Below are 7,462 nucleotides of genomic sequence, written 5' to 3'. Positions count from 1 at the left end.
GGTGCGGTGCGGTGCGGTGCGCCGGGCCAGGCCGGGCGGTGTGCGCCCCGCTCCCAGCTGGGGCCGCTCCCAGCCCGCCCCGCTCCCAGCCGGCCCGCCTCCACACCGCCCGTTTCCGCCCCGCCTCCACGCTCACTTCACTTCCGCCACTCCTCCCTGAGCGGTACGGCGTTCGTCGGCCGTAATGGGTACGAGACTCCGGGGCCCTCTTCGCCGCGCGGTGCCTGACAACGCGGTGAGGCGGAGGGGTTCCGGTTCCGGCGGGCCCCGCGCATCCCCACGGTGTGCGGGGCCCGTCGCCTTCTGCCGAAGTGATCGCTAGGCTGCAACGGCCGAGTGGGCATGGGTAGTTGAGCCAAAGGGGCGGGCTATGGGCGTGGCGATCCGCAGAGCGGGCGAGGACGATCGGGAGGCCGTGACACGGCTGCTCGACGAGGCCTTTCAGAACGACCCGGTGAGCAGTTGGATCTTTCCCGACGCGGAACACCGGCGGCGGACGCATCCGCTGCTGATGGGGGCCTTCGTCGACGGCGTGCTCGCCGAGGGGTACGTGGACGTCACGGAGGACGGTTCGGCCTGTGCGCTGTGGCTTCCGATGCCCGCGGAGCCTGCCGAGGAGGACGACGAGGACGGACCCGCCCAACTGCGCGAGGACGTCGATCCCGAGAACGAACGGGTCGAGCTGATAGGCCGGTTGACCGCCGGGATCCACCCGGAGGGGAGGGCCCATGAGTACCTCTGGATGATCGCCGTCGTACCGGGCCGGCAGGGGGAGGGGCTCGGCTCGGCGCTTGTCCAGCATGTGCTGGACCGGTGTGACGGTGAAGGCGTCGCCACGTATCTGGAGGCGAGTAGTGCGCGCAGCCGGGGGCTCTATGAGCGGCTCGGGTTCGAATTCACGGGGAGCGCGCTTGAGCTCCCGGGCGGGCCGCTGATGTGGCCCATGTGGCGCGAACCCCTCCGCTAACCGCTCCGCGGGAGGCCGGTTCGTAGTCCGCGGGTCGGTGGGGGCCGGGTGCGCAGTTCCCCACGCCCCTGGCGGGGGCCCGACGCCGGCACCTTGTCCGCTCAGTCGGCCGGCCCCGGCACGATTGTCGCGACGATCCGTTCCACCAGCCCGTCCGGGACGGTGACTCCCGGCAGTACGCCCTCCAGGACACCCGGCAGGGTCAGGTGTTCCAGGATCAGGCCGAGCATGGCGAGGTACAGGACCGTGACTGTCTCGTCGCCGCCGGGGAGGCCTGCCGCGCGGTGGAACTCCATGCCGTATTCGAGGTCGGCGCGGATCGTCTTCGTGTAGGAGGCGCGGAGTTCGGGGCGCCGCGTGGCCTCCAGGCGCATCTCCAGCAGGGCCAGATAACCCGTGCGGTCGTGCTGGGCGCGGGCCATGAGGTCGTGCATGAACGCCGTGACCAGGGCACGGTCCTTGGGGGCCTTCATGAGCTCGGCCAGGACCTTGGGGTCCGGGGCGAGGCGTTCGTGGAGGTGGGCGTCGATCTGGCGGAGCAGGTCGTCGCGGCCGGTGAAGTAGTTCGAGGCGGTGCCCACCGGGACCCCGGCCTCGCCGTCCACCGCGCGGAACGTCAGCCCGCGAGCCCCCTCGCGCGCCAGCACCTCCACACCGGCCCCGACCAGGGCCGCCCGGCGTTCCGGATTGCTCGCCATGCGGAATCCCCTCTCCTACTTGAGCCCCGTACGGGAGATCCTCGGAAATCTCCTTGCAACCACTACAGGTGAAGCACTATGAATGGAGTGGTTGACGCATCCTACGGAAAGAGACCGGCTTGCGAAAGCTCACGTATTTCATCGCCTGCTCGATCGACGGCTTCATTGGCGACCCGAGCGGCGACGCACAGATGATGGTGGAGATGGTCGACGAGGAGTTCTTCGACTTCCTCAGGACCGAATACCCGGAGACGTTGCCGACCCACGGCCGTCGGGCGACGGGCACGGACCACCTGGCGAACCAGAAGTACGACACGATCATCCAGGGCCGCGCCAGCTACGACATCGCGCTGGAGATTGGCGTCACCAGCCCGTACGCCCATATGCGCGAGTACGTCGCCTCGCGCAGCCTGAAGGAGTCGCCCGACCCGCACGTCGAGATCATCTCCGACGACCTGGTCGGCAAGGTCCGCGAGCTCAAGGCGGAGGACGGCGAGCTCGGTATCTACCTGTGCGGCGGCTCGCGGCTCGCGGGTGAGCTGGTCGACGAGATCGACGAGCTCATCGTCAAGACGTACCCGATCGTGCTCGGCTCCGGCATGCCGATGTTCGGCTCCGGCTTCGCCATCGGCGAGTTCACGCTCGGCGAGGTGCGCACGTTCAAGAACGGAGCGATTGTGCGGACGTACAGCAGGAAGCGCTGATTCCGGGGTGGGTCCGTCGCCCGCCTGTCGGGGCGCGCGCTCCCGCAATACCCTGGGGACATGACCAGCGATGAGTACGTCTGTCCGGTCTGCAAGCAGGCCGTGGACACGGTCGTGCGTCGGCACAAGACCCTCGGGGTCTTCGTGCCCCTGTGGGGCGCGGGCCCCTGCCAGAACCCCCAGTGCGCGGAGTACGAGGAGGGGGAGGCCGAGAAGGCCGAGGCGGAGTCGGAGCGCGCCCTGTCGAGCGAGCCCGGGCCGCCCGGGTCGCCCGAAGCACCTCAGGCGACCGCCGGCCAGACCCCTGCGGACCAGGCGTCCGCGGAGCGGGATTCCTGAGTGCGGCGGCACGCGAGGAATCGCGCGAAAGTTTTTTCCGCGACCTTGTAGAGAACCGTGGCCCGGCTCCGACGTCCCCTGTGAGAGCCGCCCGGTGCGGGTGGCCCGAACCGAAGGAGCGGACTCATGAAGTACCTCTTGATGATCCAGGGCACGCAGGCGGACTACGCGGCGCAGAGCGGCAAGGGGTCCGCCGACGCGCCCACCTGGACCGAGCAGGACATCCAGACCATGTACGCGCACATGGGCGCGATCAACAACGACCTCGCCGAGACCGGGGAGATTGTCGACGCCAACGGTCTGTCGGAGCCCGCGAAGGCCCGGTTCGTAGAGCGGGGCCCGGACGGGAAGCCCGTGATCACCGACGGACCGTACAGCGAGACCAAGGAAGTGCTCGCCGGGTACTGGGTCCTGGACTGCGCCGGCCTGGAGCGGGTCACGGAGATCGCCGCCCGCGTGCTTGAGTGCCCCGTCCCCGAGGGCACGAAGCAGTACCCGTTGGTCATCCGCGCGATCCCCGACGGCAGCGGGGACGTGTGAGCCGTCCCCCCAGACGCCCCTCGGGACGTACGACCGAGGTCGAGGACCTGCTGCGCCGCCACGCGCCGCAGGTCCTCGGCGCGCTCGTGCGCCGGTACGGACACTTCGACGCCGCCGAGGACGCCGTACAGGAGGCGCTCCTCGCGGCGGCCGGACAGTGGCCCGAGGCCGGGGTGCCCGAGAATCCGCGCGGCTGGCTGATCAAGGTCGCGTCGCGGCGGCTCACGGACGTGCTGCGCAGCGAGGAGGCGCGCCGGCTGCGCGAGGAGCGGGCGGCGGCGCTCACTCCGCGCGACGCCTTCACGGCGCCGCCGCCCGGCGCCGACCGCGCGCCGTCCGAGGACGACACCCTCACGCTCCTTTTCCTCTGCTGCCACTCCGATCTGACCCAGCCCGCGCGGATCGCGCTCACGCTGCGCGCGGTCGGCGGTCTGACGACGGCCGAGATCGCCCGTGCGCATCTGATGCCCGAGGCGAGCATGGCGCAGCGGATCAGCCGGGCCAAGCAGAAGGTGAAGGGCACGAGCTTCGGTCGCCCCGAGAACTGGGAGGAGCGGCTGCCGGCGGTCCTGCACGTCCTGTACCTGATCTTCAACGAGGGGTACACGGCCACGTCCGGCGCGGCGCTCCAGCGGGCCGAACTCGCGGGCGAGGCCATCCGGTTGACTCGTACGGTGCACGCGCTGCTGCCCGGCCACTGCGAGGTGACGGGCCTGCTGGCGCTCATGCTCCTCACCGACGCCCGCCGTGCCGCGCGCACCGGGCCGCACGGTGAACTGGTGCCGCTCGACGAGCAGGACCGCGCGCTGTGGGACAAGGCGGCGATCGAGGAGGGTGTGGCCCTCGTGACGCAGGTGCTGGCCCAACCGAGGCTTGGCCCCTACCAGTTGAGGGCCGCGATCGCCGCCGTCCACGACGAGGCGGCCTCGCCCGACGACACCGACTGGCAGGAGATCCTCGGCCTCTACGACATCCTCGTCCGGCTGGTCCCCGGCCCCGTGGAACGCCTCAACCGCACGGTGGCCGTCGCGATGGTCCACGGCCCGGAGGCCGGTCTCGCCGAACTCGACTCGCTGGAAGATGAGTTGTCGACGGGCCACCGCCTCGACGCGGTCCGCGCCCACCTCCTGGAACGGGCCGGCGACACCGAGGCCGCCCGCACCGCCTACGAGTCGGCCGCCGCCAAGACCCTCAGCCGCCCGGAACAGCGCTATCTACGGGCGCGCGCGTCCCGCCTGGCGACCTGAGGCGTGCCGCTGCCCTCAGGACGGGGGCTCGGACGCCCGGACGCGCGTGGGCCGCGTGTACATCTTCGCCACGCAGGCCGGGATCGCCGCGCCCTCGTCGTGCGGCCGGGCCCGGTACGCGCTCGGCGACTCGCCCACCAGCTCGGTGAAGCGGGAGCTGAACGACCCCAGCGACGTACACCCGACCGCTATGCAGACGTCCGTCACCGTCAGATCGCCGCGCCGCAGCAGCGCCTTCGCACGCTCGATGCGCCGCGTCATGAGATAGCTGTACGGAGTCTCGCCGAAGGCCGCCCGGAAGCTGCGCTGGAAGTGGCCCGCGGACATCAGCGCCGTACGCGCGAGCGCGGGCACGTCCAGCGGCTCGGCGTACTCGCGGTCCATCCGGTCACGCGCCTTGCGCAGCCGGACCAGATCTTCCGGATTCATGCCCTTCAGCATGCCACGGCCCACCGACAGCGGGCCCACCCACAGCGAGCCCGCCGACAGGGAAACGAGGAAGGGGCCCGGCCAAAGGTATTGGCCGGGCCCCTCCACCGCGAAAACGGAAGGCGTTGGGTCACGCCTTCTTGGTCTCCCAGAAGATCTTGTCGATCTGGGCGATGTAGTCCAGCGCCTTCTGGCCCGTGGCCGGGTCGGTCGAGCCCTTGGCGGCCGAGAGGGCCTTGAGGGCGTCGTTGACCAGCTGGTGCAGCTCCGGGTACTTCTCGAAGTGCGGGGGCTTGAAGTAGTCGCTCCAGAGCACCGAGACGTGGTGCTTGGCGAGCTCGGCGCGCTGCTCCTTGATGACGGTGGCGCGGGCCTGGAAGTGCGGGTCGTCGTTGGCGGCCATCTTTTCCTGCACGGCCTTCACCGACTCCGCCTCGATGCGGGCCTGGGCCGGGTCGTACACACCGCAGGGCAGGTCGCAGTGTGCGCTGACCTTGACCTTGGGGGCAAACAGGCGGGAGAGCATTGAGCTGTCCTTCCTCGTGATCGTCTTCTCAGGTGGGACATTACTCCGTGAGGGACGGGTTTTCGCGAGTGCCCCCATGGGCTTAGGACAAAAGTCCAGGGTGAGACTGGGACTCGTGGAGGATAGGACCGGGGAGGTGCCGGTGATGCCGGAGCTGTCGCAGGAGACCGAGCGTGGAAGGGCCGCCCTGCCCTTCGGTACGGCCGAGGTGACGGGGCCGTCCATGGTGCCCACACTGCAGCACGGGGATCTCCTCGTCGTGCAGTACGGGGCCCGGGTCAGGCCCGGTGACGTGGTCGTACTGCGTCATCCGTTCCAGCAGGACCTGCTGGTCGTCAAGCGCGCGGCCGAGCGGCGCGAAGGCGGCTGGTGGGTGCTCGGCGACAACGCGTACGCGGGTGGGGACAGTACCGACTACGGGACCGTGCCCGAGGAGCTGGTCCTCGGGAAGGTCCGGTTCCGGTACCGGCCGCTGAAAAAGAATCAGCGCTCGCCGTTCGCGGTCGCGCGCTGGGTGCTGTCGGCCGCCAGGCCGGTGCTCTCCGACCGGTCCGCCTCCAGGCGTTTGCGGGCCCGGTAGGCGGCGACGTTCGCCCGGGTCGCGCAGCGGTCCGAGCAGTAGCGCCGGGAGCGGTTCGTCGAGGTGTCGAGGTAGGCGTTGCGGCACGGCGCTGCCTCGCACAGGCCCAGGCGGTCCACGCCGTACTCGGTGAGGTGGAAGGCCAGGCCCATCGCGGCGGTCGCGGCGTATCCCGCGGTCGCGTTCGACGGGTGGTCCGCCAGGTGCATGTGCCACAGCGGGCGGCCGTCGTCGTCCCGGAAGTCGTGGCCGGAGATCTGCGGGCTCACCGGGAACTCCAGGAGCAGTGAGTTCAGCAGGTCCACGGCGAGGGTCTCGTCGCCGCCGTCGGCCGCCTCGAAGACCGCGCGCAGCCGGGCCCGTACGCCTCGGAAGCGGGTCACGTCCGCGTCCGTGGCGCGGCGGGCCGCCGACGAGTTGCCGCCGAAGAGGTCGCGGACGGCCTCGACCGAGGTGAGCGCGTCCTTGCCCCGGGCCGGTTCCTCGCTGTTGACGAGTCGCACGGCGTAATCCGAGTAATAGGCCAGTTCCACTTGTAGTCCTTACGGAGGCACTCTATCGTCGTGGTGCGGACAGGTAATGGCTAATTGCACTTCCAGGGTATTACATGCTGGAGGGGAGAGGGGTATCCATGACGACCGACATCGGAGCCGACTGGGCTGCCTGGCAGGAGAGCTGGGACCGGCAGCAGGAGTGGTACATGCCGGACCGTGAGGAGCGCTTCCGGGTCATGCTCGACATGGTCGAGGCCCTTGTGGGACCCGAGCCGCGCGTCCTCGATCTCGCATGCGGTACGGGAAGTATCACGGCCCGCCTCTTCGAAAGGTTCCCGAAGGCCGTCAGTACCGGTGTCGATCTCGACCCCGCGCTCCTGACCATCGCCGAGGGCACCTTCCGGGGCGACGACCGGGTCACCTTCGTCACGGCCGACCTCAAGGACCCCGACTGGCCGGCGAAGCTGCCGTACGACTCGTACGACGCCGTCCTCACGGCCACCGCTCTCCACTGGCTGCACAGGGAACCCCTCGCGGTTCTCTACGGTCAGGTCGCGGGACTCGTCCGTGACGGTGGGGTGTTCATGAACGCGGACCACATGATCGACGAGACGACTCCTCGGATCAACGCGGCGGATCGTGCCCAGCGGCACGCCCGTATGGACGAGGCCAAGGCCGTCGGTGTCGTCGACTGGGCCGAGTGGTGGGAGCTCGCTGCCCAGGATCCCGTGCTCGCCGGGCCCACGGCTCGTCGGTTCGAGATCTATGGCGAGCATGCGGAGGGGGACACTCCGTCCGCGGAGTGGCACGCGCGTGTGCTGCGCGAAAAGGGCTTCGCTGAGGCCCGCGAGGTGTGGCGCTCCCCGTCGGACGCGCTGGTCCTGGCGCTCAAGTAGCGGACCTTTCTCGCCCCCGCCGCCCCTACCCATTCCCGTCCC

At 70.0% G+C, this 7,462-nt stretch carries 11 protein-coding genes; 7 read left to right on the top strand and 4 right to left on the bottom strand.

Going from position 1 to position 7,462, the window contains the following annotated elements:
- The first annotated feature begins 370 nt into the window (after positions 1–370).
- Entirely contained in the window at positions 371–967 is a 597-nt protein-coding gene (locus tag AOK17_RS42745; protein WP_055618047.1) for a GNAT family N-acetyltransferase, read from the top strand.
- A 101-nt stretch (positions 968–1,068) separates the two neighbouring features.
- On the opposite strand, the gene AOK17_RS42740 is transcribed toward AOK17_RS42745, so the two are convergent.
- Entirely contained in the window at positions 1,069–1,665 is a 597-nt protein-coding gene (locus AOK17_RS42740) for a TetR/AcrR family transcriptional regulator (protein ID WP_055618046.1), read from the bottom strand.
- Between the two features lie 119 nt (positions 1,666–1,784).
- Here AOK17_RS42740 and AOK17_RS42735 point away from each other — a divergent pair, with 119 nt between their 5' ends.
- From AOK17_RS42735 to AOK17_RS42720, 4 genes are all read left to right on the top strand, one after another.
- Positions 1,785–2,369: a dihydrofolate reductase family protein gene (locus AOK17_RS42735; RefSeq protein WP_055618045.1), complete on the top strand. Its 585-nt coding sequence runs from the start codon at positions 1,785–1,787 to the stop codon at positions 2,367–2,369.
- Positions 2,370–2,429: 60 nt separating this feature from the next.
- Complete coding sequence (locus tag AOK17_RS42730; protein ID WP_055618044.1) at positions 2,430–2,708, top strand: hypothetical protein; 279 nt, start codon at positions 2,430–2,432, stop codon at positions 2,706–2,708.
- A 126-nt stretch (positions 2,709–2,834) separates the two neighbouring features.
- Positions 2,835–3,248, top strand: a complete 414-nt coding sequence (locus AOK17_RS42725; protein ID WP_055618043.1) for a YciI family protein — start codon at positions 2,835–2,837, stop codon at positions 3,246–3,248.
- Positions 3,245–4,495 (top strand): RNA polymerase sigma factor, encoded by a 1,251-nt coding sequence (locus AOK17_RS42720; RefSeq protein WP_055618042.1) that lies wholly within the window; start codon positions 3,245–3,247, stop codon positions 4,493–4,495. The genes AOK17_RS42725 and AOK17_RS42720 overlap by 4 nt, the downstream gene beginning before the upstream one ends.
- A gap of 15 nt (positions 4,496–4,510) precedes the next feature.
- On the opposite strand, the gene AOK17_RS42715 is transcribed toward AOK17_RS42720, so the two are convergent.
- Together AOK17_RS42715 and sodN are read right to left on the bottom strand one after the other, a co-directional pair.
- On the bottom strand, positions 4,511–4,924 hold the full coding sequence (locus AOK17_RS42715; RefSeq protein WP_055618049.1) for a helix-turn-helix transcriptional regulator: 414 nt from the start codon (positions 4,922–4,924) through the stop codon (positions 4,511–4,513).
- A gap of 130 nt (positions 4,925–5,054) precedes the next feature.
- The gene (gene sodN, locus AOK17_RS42710; RefSeq protein ID WP_007491258.1) at positions 5,055–5,450 is read right to left on the bottom strand and encodes a superoxide dismutase, Ni; all 396 of its coding nucleotides are present in this window, start codon (positions 5,448–5,450) and stop codon (positions 5,055–5,057) included.
- 145 nt (positions 5,451–5,595) lie between these two features.
- Here sodN and sodX point away from each other — a divergent pair, with 145 nt between their 5' ends.
- Positions 5,596–6,030 (top strand): nickel-type superoxide dismutase maturation protease, encoded by a 435-nt coding sequence (gene sodX, locus AOK17_RS42705; protein WP_055618048.1) that lies wholly within the window; start codon positions 5,596–5,598, stop codon positions 6,028–6,030.
- On the opposite strand, the gene AOK17_RS42700 is transcribed toward sodX, so the two are convergent.
- Positions 5,934–6,563, bottom strand: coding sequence for a CGNR zinc finger domain-containing protein (locus AOK17_RS42700; protein ID WP_055618041.1), 630 nt, complete (start codon positions 6,561–6,563; stop codon positions 5,934–5,936). The genes sodX and AOK17_RS42700 overlap by 97 nt on opposite strands.
- A 98-nt stretch (positions 6,564–6,661) precedes the next feature.
- Between AOK17_RS42700 and AOK17_RS42695 the strand changes: the two genes are divergently transcribed.
- Complete coding sequence (locus AOK17_RS42695; protein WP_055618040.1) at positions 6,662–7,420, top strand: class I SAM-dependent methyltransferase; 759 nt, start codon at positions 6,662–6,664, stop codon at positions 7,418–7,420.
- Positions 7,421–7,462 lie beyond the last annotated feature (42 nt).

It is taken from the genome of Streptomyces phaeochromogenes (assembly GCF_001418655.1).
GTDB lineage: Bacteria > Actinomycetota > Actinomycetes > Streptomycetales > Streptomycetaceae > Streptomyces > Streptomyces phaeochromogenes.
This window is presented reverse-complemented; position numbering and strand designations above follow the sequence as displayed.